The organism is Citrobacter sp. Ca225 (assembly GCF_030337175.1).
GTDB lineage: Bacteria > Pseudomonadota > Gammaproteobacteria > Enterobacterales > Enterobacteriaceae > Citrobacter_A > Citrobacter_A amalonaticus.
Genome location: NZ_JAOWCD010000069.1, coordinates 1 through 17,031 on the forward strand (window position 1 = coordinate 1; position 17,031 = coordinate 17,031).

Below are 17,031 nucleotides of genomic sequence, written 5' to 3' on the forward strand. Positions count from 1 at the left end.
GGAAGTTGCGATTAAGTGGTCCGCAGCTCCCGATATGACGCCCCAAACCGTCCTTTATCGACGTCCTGTGGCTCAATTTTCCAATTTTCAGCCCAAAATCGTCTCTTCGTGGCTGATTTTGGCCCTGTTTCAGGCTAATTTCCTCATTTCAGGTAGATCTCGCCTGTGCCCGTATCAATTGGTCAACTCGAACCAGGTTCGCCAGGGTGAATAACATCGCCAGTTGACTGTCATTTTTAGCCAGCCCCTTGTACCTGGCTTTGACGAAACCAAACTGACATTTTACTATCCGAAATGGATGCTCAACCTTCGCTCGGATACTCGCTTTCAGGTATTCGTAACGGATGGCCAGCTTGTTCTTGCGCGGGTGTTGCTTCAATGCATTCACTTTGCCGGGACGCTTGGCGATAAGCCAGTCTGCGCTGACATCGCTGAGCTCATCGCGCTTTTCGGCCCCCTGATAACCAGCATCGGCTGAGATAAATTCTTCATCGCCATGCAGTAACTTGCCAACCTGATTGAGGTCGTGCTCGTTAGCCGCCGTGGTCACCAGACTGTGGGTCAGGCCACTTTTGGCGTCCACGCCAATGTGCGCTTTCATGCCGAAGTACCACTGGTTACCTTTCTTGGTCTGGTGCATGTCTTCATCACGGCTGTTGTGTTTGTTTTTGGTAGAGCTGGGGGCTTGAATGATGGTGGCATCCACCAAGGTGCCCTGGGTCATTAGAACGCCACACTCTGCTAGCCAGTGATTAACGGTACTGAAGATTTTGCGGGCCAGTTCATGCTGCTCCAGCAAATGCCGGAAATTCATGATGGTAGTGCGGTCTGGAATGGCTTTATCCAGTGACAGGCGAGCAAATTGGCGCATGGAGGCGATTTCATAGAGGGCATCTTCCATGGCCTCATCGCTCAGGTTGTACCATTGCTGCATGCAGTGAATACGCAGCATGGTTTCCAGCGGATAGGGCCTGCGACCATTACCGGCCTTGGGATACACAGGCTCGATAACGCCAAGTAATTTGTCCCAGGGAAGCAAGTCATCCATTCTGCCAAGGAAAACTTCTTTGCGGGTCTGGCGGCGTTTACTGGAAAACTCACTGTCGGCAAAAGTCAGTTGCTGGCTCATCCGGTTACTCATTCTGGGTTCAGGTTACAACACGATGATCTCACATCTCGGACTTATTCGCACCTTCCTTAGTTCCCCGTCTTCGCCATTGGAAAAATTAATATCTTTTGAGGCAAAGAAGTCATTATTCAAAATGATATCAACGCGATACTTCCCTGCGCGTTGCATTCCATTTTCAAATGATGACAAATCAACCCCTTTGATCTCTGGTCTATTATTTTCTAATAGCGCAGAATTGAAGTGGTCGCGAGGCAAAACATTAAATGGATAACCTAATGATACTAAGGCAACCAACAATGCCAACCTCTTCATTCGAGGGCTAGATCCTTGCAAGCAGTTCATTAGATAGTCCATTATTATATTTTGGAATTAAATTCTTTACTCAGGCCGCCATAATCATTTATTAATTTAAACGATATAGCGCCATTTTTCATTGGACCAGGAAGCGTAAAGTTCGCGCTAGAGTTTGGTGCAACATATGATGCTGATTTGATCGCGCTACCATTGAGCTTAATCTCTCCAAAGTTCATATAAAATGGAGATGGATTTTTTACATTTAATTGATTCCCACTGATATTCCATTGCAGATTTTCAGCAAAACTTTCAGGCTCTATACCTTTTAATTTTTTGGGTCGGTAAATCAATTTCATTTTACTTTTAACAACAACCTGTAACACATTACTGGACGTTTCCGATGATGAAGGTATTGCTTTTACATTGAAATAAAACATTGATTCCTGATTTTCAGGCAAGGAACTTTCTGTATAGACAATCCGCATCATGCTTTTCTTGCCACCATTCAGTCGATACAGGGGCGGTGTGACAATAAAAGGCACTTCCTTTGTGACATTCTCTACATTATCCACCCAGGTCTGAATCAAATAAGGATGATTGTCAGGATTGGATACAGTAATGGACGCATCTTTTTTTGTCGCATCATAAATGATACGAGTACCGCCTATAACAACCCCAGCCTGAGCAGAGGAAGCCAGTAAATAGCCACCTAAAATAGCTATGATAGAGATAATTGAACGATTCATAATGATATCTTATATAATATTATAAATAGCACGTGAAAATTACTCCACGTGCTAATTAGTCAATACTCCACCAATTAGTTGTAGTTAAGAGTAAATTGAACACTGGAGTTTGCCGGACCGGCAGTAACAGCTGCGGCCACCTGCTTATAACGAGCATACATCGGCATGGTAAGCTCAGTTTTACCCGCCTCTAAAGCGTATGAATCGCTATCGGTAAACAGTGGAACGGCTTTTTTACTCTTATCTAACAGCTCAATCGCAATGCCTGTTGCAACACCGTCTTCCTCGGTAAGAGCAAGAACACTATTATCGCCAGCGTACGCAGTACCATCAAACTTAACGGTAATGCCATTTATACCAGTTGCAGGACAGTCCTTCACTTTTAAGTCAAACTCAGTCGCTGAAGCGTATGTACCCGTTCCGGTAAAAACAGTTTTACTCACTTTACCGAGATCAACATTCATTGTGTTATTTGCGCCGATATCAACCGTACAGGCTGTACCAATAATTTCACCGGTGAAATTAACAGTACCATCGTTGTTAGCCTGGGCTGTTGACATCCCCATAACAACAGACATACTCATAACCGCAACTGCAAAAAACTTATTACTCATTTTTAAATCCTTCTATCCTTAGACGCATGTCTTTTATTAACCTTTTAAAACCACTTTGCTGAGCCCAGAAGGTTAGCTGGAGTAATATTAATTCTATGTGGCTCTAATCCGAATAGTAAATGTGTCCTAATTAGTATGCCCACTCCTATATAGGACTTCATTAATTAGTTATTCGTATGCTAAAAAGACTAATCGCAATAAAATTATATCATTGAACAATTCATCTGTAGTCGTTGCGCCGAGCTACAATCCGCACCACCAGGGGCAATCCCCCCTCGTTAGCGAGGCTTTTTGTCTCTAAGCAACCAATACTTAAGTCATACTAACGTATAAATGTGATGTATTAATTTTTATTTGCAAAGTCTTTGGATATAGGCAGAAAATGCGATTTCATCACTTCAAAGCGGTCATTTAGTAAGCTTTTTTTATTGTGAGTAACAATGGCTGTTGCATGTCACTATTTTCAGAAAACTGAAACTGTCCGAAAAATGGTGTGGAAACAATAGAGGAGTCAGTTATTATTGTCAGGTCTGCTTTTTCTCATTTCAGAGAATCTATCTCTACAATACATATAGACAGGGCGTTATAGATAATATTGTCGCCAGCGGACACTCCTTCAGGAAATTAGTCTGACTTTTATTATTATCAATGAGTTGGAGAGTTGGAACATGAAGCTCAGCCAGAAATGCATCTTATTGGTATGATATTCAAACAGAATCTTGAATGTCATAATCTGAATTTACGTATAGTTATTACATTAATCCTGTTTGATTTTGAGTTAGTGCAGAACAAAATATAACTTTATATGCGTCCAGATAATCTGGATGGGTCATTATTCTTTTTATTGCGTTTTCCCCATGATTGATCTTTTGATTACGATTTTCACCCGACATTACTCTATAGCTCAAGATGGTATAAAAACGCCACAAAGAAAAGTAATATTAATATCGTCATCACTCAGCGATTTATTATAACCCCCGACCTGCAAAACCAGTCGTTATTGCGCTGTCAGCGTATAGCGCTCGCGCAGGATTTGGCCGGGAATTCAAAAAATGCATGGAACTAAAGCGGGTTTGTTTACAGGCTTATCAGAGAGTATGGATGTCTTTGACAGCAAAGAACATTTGCAGAAATGGCGTGAAATCCAGCAAACAAATAACGTGTTGCAACGACCAGAAATCTACCGTAGCCAGAAAAGAAAAAAGCCCCGCTTTTCAGCGAGGCCTTATGAATAGTGGTGCCGGACTCGGAATCGATCTTTTGTTTTATCTTTATGATTTATAAGTAAAATTTTTGATGTGATTATATTTATGCCCTCATTTGTACCCTCATTCCCGATTGGTATGAATCCGAAACCCGAATCGGTGACGATAAGTGGGATACTCGCCTCAGGCTGATGTGTTGATACTTTATGATGGTCCTTTGTCTGGTGACGCTCCTGGTGCGTTACAGAATCCAGTAACAAACCACCAGAAGAAAAGCACCAGGAACGTCAGTATCATATTGTCCATAAGCAGGCGAACCTGGCAAGGGGTTTGTTTAACTCTGCACTGATACTGACATTTCACATATGTGCAGGCCCCTGATTACTGTCCGGATGCCAGCATTCCAGGGTAGTGACGTGCGATGATGTCATTCAGCTTATCGACCAGTTCTTGCCGCTTAAAGGTGATATGAGCAGTTCCCTTCTGAAAGTATTTGATTGCAAACATCTCATCCTCGTAACGATTGCTGTGCCTGTTTTCATGGATATGATTGGCGAGACGACGGGTGACGTCGGCACGGTTGTCGGGAACCGGTTTTCCGTCCAGAAGCATCAGCATCCGCTCAAGGTCAGCTAACCGATCGCGTTGCCAGCCCCAGAGAAGCCCAAATCCCCACCGGTCACATTTGACTAGCCCACTGACGATGATTTTCCCTCCAAATTTACAGGGGCTGTTCGTCTTAAAATCCCAGCTCAACCCTTTGAAGACGTTAATGACACCCCGCTCAAACACATCACCTTTATTCAGATACAGTTGCTCAAAAGTGCTCAGAATGTTGGCTTCGCTGACTGCAGGAATGTTCTCCCCCCCAAGATTTCTGTACCACTGATCACGAGCCTGAGCGTCCATGATGGAAAGCATCCCTGACTTTTTCATTAAATCGCGCCATATACCACGATCGAGATTACGGGTAATGGCTTTCATCGCTGTTTCTGGTTTTTCCATCAACCAGCAACCGCGGCGGAATTCCTGCTTCATGGCCCAGTCCAGAGCGGTTTTACCGCCAATACTGCGGGTCAGTGTTGCAATATCGCTAAGTTGTTGCATGAGCACTTCAATCTGCGCCAGCGCCGCATTACGTCCGGTGACGATGCGCTCAATGCTGGTGGAGCAAATAACGTCTGTGTGGCCGGTTAATACTTCGGGTTCGTTAAGAGTAAGGTCTGACATCATTTATTTCCTTATATAAAGCAAAGTGCCAGTCGGTGAGGGCTGGCGCTTATGGGTAAGTGATGAGTACGGACAGGTAATTAATCTGTACTGGTCTGCTGCAGACGCTGAAGATCGCGAACATCCCTGAGTGCCTGTTCAATCCATGGCAACAGCACGGCTGAATCGGTATTTACTTCGTCGTTATCGAAGATAATCCCGCTGTCGCAACAGATGTTGTCCTGCAGCAAGCAAATCAAAATATCGAGAGCGGTTTCAGTGGTTAATTCTGGCATGTGAAAACCTTGTGGTGATTGAGGTGGGGTTACCAGTCGAAAACGTCAAAGCCGGGCAGCACTTCGCCAAAGGCATCCAGATGAACAATGCCAACGGCGTAGCGACGGATAAGCGTTATCACTAACCGGCGGCAGGCTTTCGACAGTCCGAGGCGTTTGAGCCGTAATACCGGAAACGACCAGGCATACAGGCGAATCAGATAACCTGAACCAGTGTACATAATCCATTCCGACTCGCCGAAGTCTTCGCGCTGATGTGACAGGGCGTACAACAGTGAATTGTCTTCCTCCGTGAGGTGCGCAGTACTGCAGCACATCCCCGGTAATGATGTAAAAGGGGGCCGTGGGAATTCAACGGCGATCTTCCCAGGTTCATCCGCGATCCGCAGTGAGCAGCCGTTCTGGTTTACCGCGGCGATCAGTTCGGACAATTCAATACCATCGACATCCACTGCGATACGCCCCATGTTGAGGGCCAGAACGTTGATGGCATCAGCTTCCACGTTGAGAGACAGCTTCATCGGGTCATCTTGCTGTATTTGCCTGTAGTGATATCTGTCACCGCTCTGTAGCCGTTACGTGTCATCAGTCCACAGGCCTTACGGGCGCGGAGAATATCGATACTGCTGATAAGCGGTGACTGCTCTGTAGTGCTGGATCCGTAACGGTCAGTGCGTACCAGATCGTATTTTTCGACGATAAAATTGACGGCATCACACAGGGAAATACCGGCGTCAATGTGCTCCTGAATCACGTCGTCGTTGCCAAACGGCGTGTCGTTTAGCGCCAGACCGTAGTGATGATCCAGCAGGTGGCTCAGAAGTCGCTGCCAAATCTCCACGGGTGACAGACGTGGAGAAGCCTCCCGTGCCGGGGATACGGGTTGTGTTTGCATAAGGGGTATCTCGTTGTTGAAGGGGTAAAAAGAAAGGTGTTGCGGGGGTTATGACGTTACTGATGGTGTCGGATAAATCGCTATATAGATATAGCCATGCGATCCGAGTGAGTCAGCCTCGCAGGTCAGTCCCTTTGCATACAGCGTGACGCAGTGCTGATGGCGGGGACTGAGTTCGCCGGAAACCAGCATCAGTTCCATTTGCTTCAGCAGTACCGGAAACGCTTGGTCGAGATGGCGCAAATCCGCGTCGGTGAATGTCCCGGTGATGCTGGCGCGGTCGGCCAGATAATGCAGCCGGTTGCCTTCCTGTACCAGCCGTGCACCGAAGCACGGGGTGATATTACGTTTCAGTCCCCACCACGGTTCAGAAATATGATGATTTGCCGGCAGTGTTTTATTCAACAAGCTCGTGCTCCTTGAATATGAGTTAACTGAGGGTGACGCTGCGCAGAACGACATACGGGCCGTTGCGGTCCTGGCGACGTTCAGCGAACACGGCCAGGACGCCGCTGATATCCTGGACCTCCTTCCCTGCATAGTGGCAGACGCTGCCGGACCAGGCGTATTTTCCGGAACAGAAGCGAAACAGCCTGGACTCAGGATGCTGGCGATATAGCGCCATCGCCTGACGTTTGCTGATAATCTTCATCGCTGCTCTCCTTACAGCCAGCCGCGTTCAGCGAATGACACTACTTCCATGCCGCCAACCACCAGATGGTCCGGCAGGCGGATATCCACCAGGTCCAGTGCCTGCTTAAGACGTTCCGTGAGGCGGCGGTCAGCCAGGCTGGGCTCCGCCAGGCCTGACGGATGGTTATGGGCAACGATGACGGCGGCTGCGTTATGTTTCAGGGCGGCTTTCACCACTTCCCGGGGATGGACTTCGGTATGACTGATAGTGCCGGTGAACAGTATCTCGTGGGCAATGAGGCGGTTCTGGTTGTCGAGGAACAGCACCATAAACACTTCGCGCTCTTCCCCTGCCAGGCGCAGACGCAGCCAGTCCCGGGTGGCACCGGCGGAGGTGAAGGCCACACCGGGTTCACGCAACTGGCGCTCCAGCAGGTTCATTGCCCGCCGTAACGTTCGCCGGGCATACGGGGACAGGGGGACTTCCTGGTGTGGTGAGGTCAGTGACGGGAACATATCAGGCTGCGATGACGTGGGTAAGGGGGCCGGATTCGTCATGGTTATTCCCCTAATCAATGATACGCATAATTGCGTGGCAGTCCGGGTGCAGCAGGGCATAGTCCCGCAGGCGATAATAGTGCTCCGTCATGGCATCGCATTCGGTGCGGCAGGCGTGATGACTGTAAGCGATAAGGCAGACGGCTATCCCGGCAGCCTCAGCGCTCATCTCTGCGCCGTTACCGTTCATGCTGTTAAACAGTGTCCATTTCTCATCGTTTTCGTTCTCCGGGGCCATAAATGCACCGCCATTGCTGAGGGTAAAGAAATTCCATATCCCGCCGCTGTAGTCCCTGCAAAACCGGTCCATCCAGCCAAAAATGTGGGGTTCAAGGGTTATCCACTGCGGTATGCTGCCAAACTGCTGCGGCCAGAAGGCGGCACGCTGTTCATCGGGTACGGGCATGCATTCGATGCGGTCTGTATCAGTACGTGGTGAGGTGAGAGATTCAGTCACCGGACTGGTCAGGGTGAGTATGTTGTTCATTTGATTTCCTTTGTATTTTCATGTGGGTTGTTGTGACAAAGTGACGGACAGAACTGCACATAGCCATCATCATCACAGCGTGAAGGCCAGTGCCCCTCAGGGATACTTATGCCGCACTGGCTGAGTTCACCGGGACGATAAAGAAGGTGAGAGCACCAGGCGCACAGGTCGTCATCAGAGATGGAGCGGCAGCTTTGCTCACTGATCAGGGAGAACGGATGTGGCGAAACCTGAATCACGCCGCCAGGAATACACTGCATTACTTCAGGCTCCCGAGCAGGCTTTCCGCCATTACCCACAGGGCGCGGTTGAGCTTCACGTCGCCGTCAATGCCGTTAACCGCACGGGTGTGGGCCCGTTTACCTTTCGTTGTTCTGCCCGGCAGACCGCCTTTAATCAGGTTTTCCTGGATACGCTGGTAGGTGGTCCACAGGTCGGAACTTTCATCCTGCCAGCGTCGCGCAGACAGAATCTGTGCTTCCGTCACCGGCTGGTGCTCTTCCCCAAAGCGGTACGTCAGGGCGGCTCTGGCAAACGCCTGTTGTGCCGGCGGAGGAAGTAGCAGTGACTGCATGGCATCCCGCTTCTCCTCCACCCGGTCAAATATCCCCAGCACCTCATAAGCCCCTTCAATGACTTTATCCACCACATTCCCCTTGTGCGGTACGCGAACCTCACCAAAGGTTTCGCCACAGACAAGTCCGTTCTGGCAGACAAAGCGAAACAGGCCCGGCAGCATCTGGTATGAGCTGGAGCCGTCGTGGCTGTTAAGCAGGATGATTTCGGGGACCTGTTTGCCGGTGATTTGCCCCTCACGCCGCAGACGCAGCATGTGCTTTGTGTGGTCGCGTTTATTCAGGTCGCGAACGCGGGTCTGGCAGGCAAAGAACGGCTGGAAGCCTTCCCGCTGCAGATTATCAAGCAGTGTGATGGTCGGGATATACGTATAACGTTCTGAGCGTGATTCGTGCTTTTCTTCACTGAATACGCTGGGCACATAGTGTGCCAGTTCATCACGGGTCAGTGGGCGGTCGCGGCGTACGAGACTGGCCGCACCAAAACGGCTGGCTAAGCGCATGGTTAATACCTCTGATATCGGGTTAAAGGGCATAAAAGCAGAAAGGCCATGCTCCGGAAGGTGCATGGCCTGTGGGGGACTGTGTTCTGTTGAAAAATGAGCAGGACTTCGCCGCTCAGTGGCTCAGTGGCTGTGGTGACACAGGAATACCGTCGCTGATGAGATAGCGGTTCAGCATCTCTCCGGCCTGCGGGGCAAAATTCCAGTCCCGCCATATCAGCATGCCACGGCAGTCGCGGATGACCAGACGAAAATGGGGCCCTGGTCGTCTTCGACGGTGACGTTGAGATAGCGTGCGGCCATGGCTTCCGCCTGTCGGCGGGTGAAGGGGCCGGGTGGCAGCGACGCATTATCAGTGGTCTGCATATCTGATCCCTGATGAGAAACAAAAGAAAACGCCCCGCTCAAATGAGCAGGGCGTCGGCGGTGTGAAATACTGATGCAGTGGTCAGGGCTGGCGGGTGTGTGCTGCCTGAACCGGGATATGCGTCATGGACTGAGGTTCCTGTTGTCGTGAGCGTGAATGAATTCAGAAAAAAGGCGTTACCTGTCTTTATTACGGCAGGGCATATTTCGGCAGACAGCCGCTGTCCCCGAACGCGGGAAGGACCTTCCCCGCACCGTTAAGCGTAAACACGGCTGCCTTTACGCCCTCCCCGGACACAATGACCCGCTTACCGGTGCGCAGTTTATCCCATGCCCATGCCACGTTGTCTGAGCCCACATGTGACTCGCTGTCACTGACGCTGACAGGCTCCTCATCGTCAATTTTCATGTCCAGCGACTGGCCGTTATCCATCCTGACCTGATGACCGTTTGCGTCGGTGAAGGTCAGGGTGGCCGCTTGTGAGCCGGTGTCTTCGCAGGTCAGGTAAAGCTGTGACTGTCCTTTCCCCAGAATTACAAACTCAGACACGCCCTGACCCCAGCCGCTGGCCCAGGTATCACGGTTACCGAAGGCCTGTGACACTGCCGGAGTCAGAGCAGATATCAGAAGAGTGAAAAGCAGTATTTTCTTTTTCATAGTATTCCCTGAGGGTGATGGTTAAGACGATACGGGTCTCTCCTGAAGACATTGAGACGCGTTAAGAAAGAGGGCTGATAAGTGATACTGGCGATATCACTGGCTGACGGTGAATGTGCCCTGATCGGTGAACACCCGGGCCTCAACAAAATTGCAGGCTTTACCAAAATCCAAAGTGTGACCAAATTTCCAGAAGACACTCTCAGCGAAGGTCATTTTACGGGGTGTGAACGGTTTATCTGTGGGCCACCAGCCATCCACATTCCGGCCCCTGTAGGCTATTTTTCGGTGTGTCAGCATCGGACATTTTCCCCGGTTAACATCGATTTTCTTTATCAGAACGGTGTCGGTTTTTGCTGTCACGGTGACATAGATGCAGCCATAGCACTCATGGCCGGCATGGCTGACCTCCACTTTAACGGGCATATCGCTGCCGGCCAGGGAGGGAAGTGAGGTGAACAACAGACTGGCGGTCAGCGCCATAAAAAACCTTTTCATTACTTTTCTCCGGATGAAGGCATTCCTGCAATTCATCGCATTGATTTTTAATCAGTAAATGGCTGAATACAGTATCCCTGAGGGATTCTATAACCGGAAATTCATCATGAACAATGAATAAAACCGATCGGGTCGATCGACAAAATCGATCGTGACAGAGCCAGATTATTTATCGAAACGGAAGACAGGCTTATCGATGCGGAAGTCAGCCAAAGAAGAAGGACCAGACGGTCCGGGCAGCACGGGCCACGGTGTGTGTGACTGTCCGGAGCGCGCAACGTGCAACCTGCGGCAACGGGGCCTGGTCGATGACCGCGTCAATCACTTCCACCACGGCATCGCCAAAGCTGTTGCGGGCGGTAGTGATAATGCCGGGGGTGTGGTACCCGCTTTGCAGGTGAGGCACCAGCGGGCTGCGGGCCTGCTTTGGGAGACGGGTAATCATCGCCTCCACCAGACGGGGAAGGTGGTACCGCCCCCTGACTGACACCGGAAGAATATTCGTCTCTGCGGTTCCCATCTGACGGGCCACGGTCTGTTGTTTCTGTATAATACGTTCAGCCTGCAATGCTGATGGCTGCGCCGATAACCAGTTCCAGTGCGCTGCAGGTTCGGTTTTATCCACCTGGTTGAGGACCCATAACACCGGTGGCAGCGGTCCGCTGTATTGTGCGAATACCTCCTGATAAAAAAGCTCTTCCACCGAGAATGCGCGGTCATCGGCCTTGAGCACCCACAGCACCATATCGAGTTGTGGCATGAGTTCGCGGTACAGCTCACGGTATTCGTTGTCACGGCTGATGCTCTCTCCCGCACCGGGTAAATCCACCAGCGTCAGGTAATGGTTACCGAAGCGCAGACGTACACGCTGAGGCTGACGGGTACAGGCCTCCACGGCATTCACCGCACAGACTTCACTCCGGAACAACGCATTACACAGCGAGGATTTGCCGGCGCCGGTCTTGCCCATGATGCCAATCACGGGTTCATACGCGACGAGGCGGCTGAGCTCCCGGAGAAGATGCTGCCGCAGAATACGGGGATAGCGCCGCAGATGGCGACGGATAAGGGCATAGCCCGAAGGATGTTTCATATAAGCCTCGGCATAATAAAATGGCCATCACGGATGGATGGCCTGACTGACGTAAACGGGAGGGAATTCACTGAGGTGATATATAACTGAGAAAAATTTAAAAATGCGGATATAGCATTTAATCCAGATATCAGCAGGGGCGAGCGCCCCCCACAGATATGTTGATTCAGTTTATGGTACGCATAAAAGGAATTTTGTTGATTTTTTTTGCAATTCTTAAAAAATATTCCCTGTGAATTGCTGGTGTGTTTTTCAGTTTGTCATAACCACTCTTTTTTTTAGTCGCACTGATTTCTGCCTCCCTGTCAGCAAGACGTCGTCGGTGGGGTCTGTTGATGTTATCTTCCCTTTCTGTTCTTCTGAGCAGACGGGAGAATAATGTGCAGGGTTCATGACGCCGATAGCCAGGTGCAGTGACATCAGGGAACGGATTCAGTATGTCGGATATGAAAAAGTCTATTCCTCCTGGCGTGGGAGAACTTTTTTGTTTGTTGATGACTTCACGCTGGAAGTTGAGTAAGAAATTAAAGTCAAAACCAGAAACACCCACCAGGCATTCAATGTCTTCAGGGATGAAAGAGTACCAGACCTCAATAATTTCCCTGATAAAGTCATGACTGACAGCCCCGTCCTGAATAAAAAATAACACATGGGCGAAAGGCTCAAAATTCTCGTCCAGCATGCCCAGTCTTACATGTCCGGCTATCCGGCTGTACATTGTGCGATGTTTTATTTTACTCATCATCGAGGAAAAGGCTATGTTAATTATGGTTAAGTCATCGATGATGTGTTCAAGTATTCCATTTGTCTTGCAGTTGAGGTGAAAGCTGATTGGGATTATTGTGATTTTTCCGGATGCTTTATTTTTTATTTTGTTATATTCAGTCTGAATTTTAAGTAGCACATCTTCTTTGTGAATAAGATTTCTCTTCAGTTCTTCTTTATATTCTGGGGTTGCTTCGCAATGAAGCTTCAAATATTTATGTGTTCCTGCGAGAGAACGGGATGAGCCAGGGCGTAATGAATTCTCATATTTAAGAATGTCCGACAAAAGATTGCATGCGTAGCCGTCTGTTACCTGTGTTTTTCTTTTTTTAGTGGAAAGTTTATCAGACGGTATTTTTTCACATTCTGCATCTTTAAAGCTGATGAAGCTGTATATGTCAGCCAGGTCCGCGTAACGTATGGGTTCCGATGGATATGTGGCATCTATCTCCCTTAACCTCAGAAAGTTCACTTCATAAAAATCATTCAGTCCGTCCCTTCTCATTCTGCTCTCCCGAATACTGGTTCTGTTTTTATACCTCCGAATTATATCGTATAAAGCTCTGAATTAAGAGTGATTAGATCACAGAACCGGCATGGTAAAACATAGCCTTTTAAGCATTATTCAGAGCTTATGATTGCCTCTTAATTCATTGAATTAAATGAATTATATATAATTTGTTTGTCATTTTTTGTGTGTTTGTTTTTTTCTGTTGTTTCAGATTGTTATGACATGATTTTAAGGTGAAAACGATTCTGACTGTCTTTTCAGGCGACTGAGGGTGTTCCGTTACTTCCGATCAGCGTCTTACAGCGAGACTGTTTTTCCGACTGTGTTTACCTGGTCAGGGAGTATCTTATCCTGTCATCCAGTTGCAGAGCATTCTGTGGTCTGATTGTTATCGCCGGGGAGAATGCGGTTTCCCCTCGAAAATAAATACGTTAGCCCGTCATGAATTTACCTTTTTTCATGTTTTCCGGGCCGCGCATGGAATGTTTTTCCTGAGTAACCAATAATTACTCTCTTACTTCCACGTTTTTTGTGCCTGAAAATACCGGGGGAGTAATCAGAAAATAAACCCCGTATCGGTATAAATAACGGCAAGATACTATTGCAGTAAATATTACAGTGGCAGGGTGACCAGTTCCGGGAGTCAAAAAGTGTGCGTATACAAATCTTTCATGAACACATGCCTGTACAGGTATCAAGTCCGGAAGACAGAAATGGTGGCTAATATCATTTTAACACCAGGGTGTGAATAACTTAAACCTGCGTAGTGTGTGTATTCTCTGGAGGTTACTGACGGTGTGAAAAGAAACATTAAGGTTATTAGTGTTATTTTATAAAAGAAGTGTTATTTATCCAACTGCTTACACCTTTGTATCCATGAATACTGACTCTTCAGTAAGTACAGTATTCCTTCGTCTACCGGGTGATGATTTCTTTTCAGACATCCCGGTACGTTCAATGTTTACTAACATCATTGTTTATTATTTGCCGTAAAGCATAATGATTGTCAGACTTTCCAGTGTGATGAACATTCATTCCATTTTACAATAAGAAATTACTGTTACAGTACATGTGAAAAATGATACGCAATAACATACTTTCATGGCTGACAACCTGAATCGGTATTCTGCATAAAAAATTAATCTCTCCTGTAATCTCATGACCAATAACTGTTATGGGATATTTATCATGGAATACGTAATCAACTCAAACCACAAACCAGACTATTCTCTTCAGTCAGTATTATTTAACCATCAGGACCGGTTATTTGACTGTCATTCGAAATTACTCATGCTTCGGGTGGATTTTGCATACAGGAAAAACTCTGATTCATACGCGTATGGTGATATTCATCAACTGGTGGCTGAGATGACATGGCTGACTGAGCAATGCGCAGAGATATCTGGTCTGGAGGGATATGCCTGGGTAATGGAATATGGGGGAGATCACCGTTACCACATTCATGCGGCGTTTTATATCAATGGTCAGAGCCACCGGAAGGCCTGGTGCTTCTGGAAATCCATCCAGTTGCTGTGGGAGGACATTACGGACGGAGAAGGCTACGCGCACCGGTGTGAGCCTAAGGGACATTACCGGGTGCGAGGTGAACGAGTAATCAACTTTTCAGATCGCAGAGGAAGGGAAGGTATGCAGTACATCCTGAGCTATCTGGGTAAACAGTCGCAGCGTACAGAGCGCCGGATTTACAGAGTCAGCGCAGTCCCGGTAGTGTCCGTAACAGGCAGACCCCGGAGTCGCGTTATCGGCTAAAAAATTACGCCAGTGCGTCATCGTTTGAAGAAGTCTGCACCATTCGAATACCTGGCTTCTTCTCCCTTATCACCAACGGAGAAAAAACGATGACCACACCAACCAGCCTGCTTAACGATAAGTTTGTCGATATGGCATTCATTACACAGCTCACCGGCTTAACCGACAAATGGTTCTACAAATTGATTTCATTGGGTGAATTCCCAAAACCCATTAAGCTTGGGCGTAGCTCCCGCTGGCTTGAAAGCGAAGTGGAAGCCTGGCTACAGCAGCGTATCACCGACTCCAGAGGCTGACCTCATGTACGCTACGACAATTCCTCCACGCTGGATATGTGACAAATGCAGACACCAGTTCTGCGGTGTGACGCCCTGTCCGTTCTGTTACCGGATGGCCCTGTCCACCGCTACGGCATTTCGCTGAAACCTTTTGCCTGATTTAACCCACGTCTTATTCCCATGCCCCTGACCTCATTTCATTTAATTCCGGATACCGCATGCACGTCTGCCCTCCACGGGAAGAATGACGCCTGCGCGTCGTCCGGCAAAGGACCATTATTATGACGATTCACAATATGCAATTTCGCATCATTCGTACCGCCCTGAACCACATGGGCAAAGTTATTCATACCAGAGATTTAACACCTCGCTCACGGGAACGCTGGTATTGCTGCTCCTGCAACAATCCTTTGAGACTACGCTGGACGCATGACAGCGGCGGTTATTTTGAACATGACCTGGAAGAAGCTGAAGAACTTAAGTTAAGACAGTGCGAGTATCAGGCCATTCCCCAAGAGAAACCAGTATCAGCTTTTGAGCAGGCAGTTAATGCACTGATGGAACGTGATGACACACCATCTACAGGTCCCTCAAAAAAGGATTATTTCCGCGTGCTCTGCCAGCGTGAATATTATGGTCTCCGGTGCTGTCCGGAATGCAGGCAGCATATCTACAGTACGGAAATGAAACTCTTTGATATTCTCACTGTTCCTGAAAAATGAATCGCCACGGATAATCTAGACACTTCCGAGCCGTTGATAATACTGGTTTTCATATTCTGTCGGTGACATCTGTTCGCTAGAACCATGCCGACGCTTACTGTTATAAAACATTTCGATGTAATCAAAAATATCGCTGCGGGCTTCTTCCCGCGTTCCGTAGATTTTTTTCTTTATCCGTTCACGTTTCAACAACTGGAAAAAGCTTTCTGCAACCGCATTATCATGGCAGTTACCGCGACGGCTCATGCTGCCCTCCAGGCCGTGTGATTTCAGGAACGACTGCCACTCATGGCTTGTGTACTGACTGCCCTGATCCGAATGAACCAGCACCTGTTTTTGGGGATTACGCCGCCATACAGCCATCAGCAGTGCGTTCAGGACAATGTCCTTTGTCATCCGGGATTGTATGGACCAGCCGATAATTTTGCGTGAGAACAGATCAACAACCACGGCAAGATACAGCCAGCCTTCGTGGGTCCTGATGTAGGTTATGTCCGTTACCCAACTCTCATCCGGAGCATCCGGATTGAACTGTCGCTGGAGCCTGTTGGGCGACACGATACTGGCCTCGCCTTTACGTGCCCGCGGGCTCCGGTATCCGACCTGAGCCTTTATCCCGACACGTTTCATCAGTCGCCAGACTCTGTTCACTCCGCACTGTTGCCCGCTGTCCCGCAGATCCAAATGGATTTTGCGATAACCATAGACGCATCCCGATTCCAGCCAGAACTGTTTAATCTGCCCTGTCAGCCTCAGGTCTGCCTGATGGCGTTGTGAATGCGGCTGCTGAAGCCAGGCGTAAAAACCACTGGGATGAACATCCAGCACCCGACAGAGCAGGCGAACAGGCCAGCAACAGGTGTTGTCACGGATAAAGGCGTACCTCAGTCGGACAGCTTTGCGAAGTACGCCGCGGCTTTTTTTAATATGTCCCGTTCGTCGGTAACCCGCTTCAGCTCTTTCTGGAGACGGCGGATCTCGGCCTGAGCATCTGACTCTTCTTTATTAGTGGAAGAATCTGGACCGTACTTCTTTATCCAGGCGTAAAGGCTGTGGGTGGTGATATCGAGACGTGTTGCAACGCTGGCAACAGAATAACCGCGATCAACAACCTGTTTGACTGCTTCAATTTTAAACTCTTCGGGATAACGCTTACCGCTCATGGGCACCTCTCTTTAAGCCATCTTAAATGACTCTGAGGTGTCTGTTAAACCCGTGGCGATTCA

General features: G+C 48.4%; 23 protein-coding genes and 1 pseudogene. 4 read left to right on the forward strand and 20 right to left on the reverse strand.

The window, feature by feature from the left end; all coding sequences use genetic code 11:
• Window positions 1-148 precede the first annotated feature (148 nt).
• From OGW13_RS10765 to OGW13_RS10780, 4 genes are all read right to left on the reverse strand, one after another.
• Window positions 149-1,129 (reverse strand): IS5-like element ISEc68 family transposase, encoded by a 981-nt coding sequence (locus OGW13_RS10765; protein ID WP_000082736.1) that lies wholly within the window; start codon window positions 1,127-1,129, stop codon window positions 149-151.
• A gap of 24 nt (window positions 1,130-1,153) precedes the next feature.
• Window positions 1,154-1,441, reverse strand: a complete 288-nt coding sequence (locus OGW13_RS10770) for a FimD/PapC N-terminal domain-containing protein (protein WP_287116071.1) — start codon at window positions 1,439-1,441, stop codon at window positions 1,154-1,156.
• Window positions 1,442-1,485: 44 nt separating this feature from the next.
• Window positions 1,486-2,169 (reverse strand): fimbrial biogenesis chaperone, encoded by a 684-nt coding sequence (locus tag OGW13_RS10775; protein ID WP_287116072.1) that lies wholly within the window; start codon window positions 2,167-2,169, stop codon window positions 1,486-1,488.
• Window positions 2,170-2,243: 74 nt separating this feature from the next.
• Entirely contained in the window at window positions 2,244-2,783 is a 540-nt protein-coding gene (locus OGW13_RS10780; RefSeq protein WP_044268420.1) for a fimbrial protein, read from the reverse strand.
• 1,052 nt (window positions 2,784-3,835) lie between these two features.
• On the opposite strand from OGW13_RS10780, the gene OGW13_RS10785 reads away from it, so the two are divergent.
• A complete protein-coding gene (locus tag OGW13_RS10785; protein ID WP_146255631.1) occupies window positions 3,836-4,018 on the forward strand; it encodes a hypothetical protein in 183 nt (60 codons plus the stop codon).
• Between the two features lie 351 nt (window positions 4,019-4,369).
• Here the strand turns inward: OGW13_RS10785 and OGW13_RS10790 are convergent, their stop codons facing one another.
• The 15 genes and pseudogenes from OGW13_RS10790 to OGW13_RS10860 all read right to left on the reverse strand — a co-directional run bounded on the left by OGW13_RS10790 (window position 4,370) and on the right by OGW13_RS10860 (window position 13,029).
• Window positions 4,370-5,218: a DUF4942 domain-containing protein gene (locus OGW13_RS10790; protein ID WP_040229927.1), complete on the reverse strand. Its 849-nt coding sequence runs from the start codon at window positions 5,216-5,218 to the stop codon at window positions 4,370-4,372.
• A gap of 80 nt (window positions 5,219-5,298) precedes the next feature.
• Window positions 5,299-5,493 carry a DUF957 domain-containing protein gene (locus OGW13_RS10795; protein ID WP_047661001.1) on the reverse strand — a complete coding sequence of 65 codons (195 nt, stop codon included), beginning with the start codon at window positions 5,491-5,493 and terminating at the stop codon, window positions 5,299-5,301.
• 29 nt (window positions 5,494-5,522) lie between these two features.
• Complete coding sequence (locus tag OGW13_RS10800) at window positions 5,523-6,014, reverse strand: DUF5983 family protein (protein WP_040063379.1); 492 nt, start codon at window positions 6,012-6,014, stop codon at window positions 5,523-5,525.
• Complete coding sequence (locus OGW13_RS10805; protein ID WP_040063377.1) at window positions 6,011-6,388, reverse strand: TA system toxin CbtA family protein; 378 nt, start codon at window positions 6,386-6,388, stop codon at window positions 6,011-6,013. Before OGW13_RS10805 ends, OGW13_RS10800 begins: the two co-directional genes overlap by 4 nt.
• A gap of 48 nt (window positions 6,389-6,436) precedes the next feature.
• Window positions 6,437-6,796, reverse strand: a complete 360-nt coding sequence (locus tag OGW13_RS10810) for a type IV toxin-antitoxin system YeeU family antitoxin (protein WP_038633768.1) — start codon at window positions 6,794-6,796, stop codon at window positions 6,437-6,439.
• 22 nt (window positions 6,797-6,818) lie between these two features.
• On the reverse strand, window positions 6,819-7,040 hold the full coding sequence (locus OGW13_RS10815) for a DUF987 domain-containing protein (protein ID WP_038633763.1): 222 nt from the start codon (window positions 7,038-7,040) through the stop codon (window positions 6,819-6,821).
• Window positions 7,041-7,051: 11 nt separating this feature from the next.
• Entirely contained in the window at window positions 7,052-7,537 is a 486-nt protein-coding gene (gene radC / locus OGW13_RS10820) for a RadC family protein (protein ID WP_287116075.1), read from the reverse strand.
• Window positions 7,538-7,589: 52 nt separating this feature from the next.
• Window positions 7,590-7,985 carry an antirestriction protein gene (locus OGW13_RS10825; RefSeq protein ID WP_052322945.1) on the reverse strand — a complete coding sequence of 132 codons (396 nt, stop codon included), beginning with the start codon at window positions 7,983-7,985 and terminating at the stop codon, window positions 7,590-7,592.
• A gap of 77 nt (window positions 7,986-8,062) precedes the next feature.
• On the reverse strand, window positions 8,063-8,326 hold the full coding sequence (locus OGW13_RS10830) for a hypothetical protein (protein ID WP_038633754.1): 264 nt from the start codon (window positions 8,324-8,326) through the stop codon (window positions 8,063-8,065).
• Entirely contained in the window at window positions 8,326-9,144 is an 819-nt protein-coding gene (locus OGW13_RS10835) for a DUF932 domain-containing protein (protein WP_001234374.1), read from the reverse strand. The genes OGW13_RS10830 and OGW13_RS10835 overlap by 1 nt, the downstream gene beginning before the upstream one ends.
• 115 nt (window positions 9,145-9,259) lie before the next feature.
• A pseudogene (locus OGW13_RS10840) lies at window positions 9,260-9,510 on the reverse strand (DUF905 family protein).
• 190 nt (window positions 9,511-9,700) lie between these two features.
• Window positions 9,701-10,168, reverse strand: a complete 468-nt coding sequence (locus OGW13_RS10845) for a YfjT/YkfB family phage-associated protein (RefSeq protein ID WP_000727137.1) — start codon at window positions 10,166-10,168, stop codon at window positions 9,701-9,703.
• Window positions 10,169-10,264: 96 nt separating this feature from the next.
• On the reverse strand, window positions 10,265-10,666 hold the full coding sequence (locus OGW13_RS10850) for a hypothetical protein (protein ID WP_000819262.1): 402 nt from the start codon (window positions 10,664-10,666) through the stop codon (window positions 10,265-10,267).
• A 205-nt stretch (window positions 10,667-10,871) separates the two neighbouring features.
• Window positions 10,872-11,759 carry a GTPase family protein gene (locus tag OGW13_RS10855; RefSeq protein WP_287116073.1) on the reverse strand — a complete coding sequence of 296 codons (888 nt, stop codon included), beginning with the start codon at window positions 11,757-11,759 and terminating at the stop codon, window positions 10,872-10,874.
• Window positions 11,760-11,925: 166 nt separating this feature from the next.
• On the reverse strand, window positions 11,926-13,029 hold the full coding sequence (locus tag OGW13_RS10860; RefSeq protein WP_038633739.1) for a hypothetical protein: 1,104 nt from the start codon (window positions 13,027-13,029) through the stop codon (window positions 11,926-11,928).
• Between the two features lie 1,194 nt (window positions 13,030-14,223).
• On the opposite strand from OGW13_RS10860, the gene OGW13_RS10865 reads away from it, so the two are divergent.
• From OGW13_RS10865 to OGW13_RS10875, 3 genes are all read left to right on the forward strand, one after another.
• The gene (locus OGW13_RS10865) at window positions 14,224-14,805 is read left to right on the forward strand and encodes an inovirus-type Gp2 protein (protein WP_097434450.1); all 582 of its coding nucleotides are present in this window, start codon (window positions 14,224-14,226) and stop codon (window positions 14,803-14,805) included.
• Window positions 14,806-14,894: 89 nt separating this feature from the next.
• On the forward strand, window positions 14,895-15,101 hold the full coding sequence (locus OGW13_RS10870) for a helix-turn-helix transcriptional regulator (protein WP_024156440.1): 207 nt from the start codon (window positions 14,895-14,897) through the stop codon (window positions 15,099-15,101).
• 263 nt (window positions 15,102-15,364) lie between these two features.
• Window positions 15,365-15,805, forward strand: a complete 441-nt coding sequence (locus OGW13_RS10875) for a putative zinc ribbon protein (protein WP_287116074.1) — start codon at window positions 15,365-15,367, stop codon at window positions 15,803-15,805.
• Between the two features lie 15 nt (window positions 15,806-15,820).
• Here OGW13_RS10875 and OGW13_RS10880 read toward each other — a convergent pair.
• Window positions 15,821-16,968 (reverse strand): IS3 family transposase gene (locus OGW13_RS10880; RefSeq protein ID WP_096755719.1). Its coding sequence is split into 2 segments (ribosomal slippage): window positions 15,821-16,731 and window positions 16,731-16,968, totalling 1,149 coding nucleotides; the frame shifts between segments, so codons are not numbered across the junction.
• Between the last annotated feature and the right edge of the window lie 63 nt (window positions 16,969-17,031).